Here is a 913-nt window from a genome sequence, read left to right on the forward strand (position 1 = left end):
CACAAGATCGCGCACGCGGTGGGCCTCGACGCGTTGGCCTCGGTCGAAGCCTTGGTGTCAGATCTCGCGGAGACTGGCTTCGATGTCGCGCCGGTTCATGCGCTCGGCGAGACGCTGCCGAGGCAGCAACTCACCTGGAGCCTCGCCGATTATCGCGCGGCGCTCTCGCGTCTTCCGCAATCCTTGCAGGATGATCTCGCGCAAGCCTGGGGCGCGCCGGAGAGCGATCCGGGCTGCCGTAACGGTGCGTTCCGCTTCGCCGCGATCCAGTGCGGCAAGTCGATCATCGCGGTTCAGCCGGAACGCGGCGATGCAACCACGCGCGACGCCGACTATCACGATCTCGCCCGCACGCCACGCCATGCCTATGTCGCGTTCTATCTCTGGCTCCGCGAGCAAGCCATTGACGCCGTCGTGCACATGGGTGCGCATGGCACGCTGGAATGGCTGCCCGGAAAATCCGTGGCGCTGTCATCGAGCTGCTGGCCGGAAGCCCTGATCGGCGATCTGCCTGTCGTCTATCCCTTCATCGTCAACGATCCCGGCGAGGCGGCGCAGGCCAAGCGGCGCATCGGCGCCGTCACCATCGGCCATCTGCCGCCGCCGCTGGCAAGCTCGGCCGTGCCGGACGGCTTGCGCCGGCTTGAACAGCTCCTCGACGAATATTCGACGGCCGATGGTCTCGATCCCGCCCGCCGCCAGCGTCTGATCGCCGCGATCCGCGACGAGGCGCGCGCGGCCGGACTGGAGGACGATCTCGGCCTCGATGCATCGGCAGCACCAGCCGAGGCGATCCCGCGGATCGATCGCTTTGTCTGCGATCTCAAGGAAAGCCAGTTCGGCGACGGCCTGCACGTGTTCGGCCGCGGCGCCTGCGGCGAAGCGGAGCGGGACGCGCTGCGTGCCGCACTCG

At 68.0% G+C, this 913-nt stretch carries 1 protein-coding gene; it reads left to right on the forward strand.

Translation table 11 applies throughout. The features are described 5' to 3' along the window. A partial coding sequence (locus AC1D00_RS43060) for a cobaltochelatase subunit CobN (protein ID WP_477014914.1) occupies window positions 1-913 on the forward strand: 913 nt, incomplete at both ends.

The organism is Bradyrhizobium sp. P2_E8 (assembly GCF_056403875.1).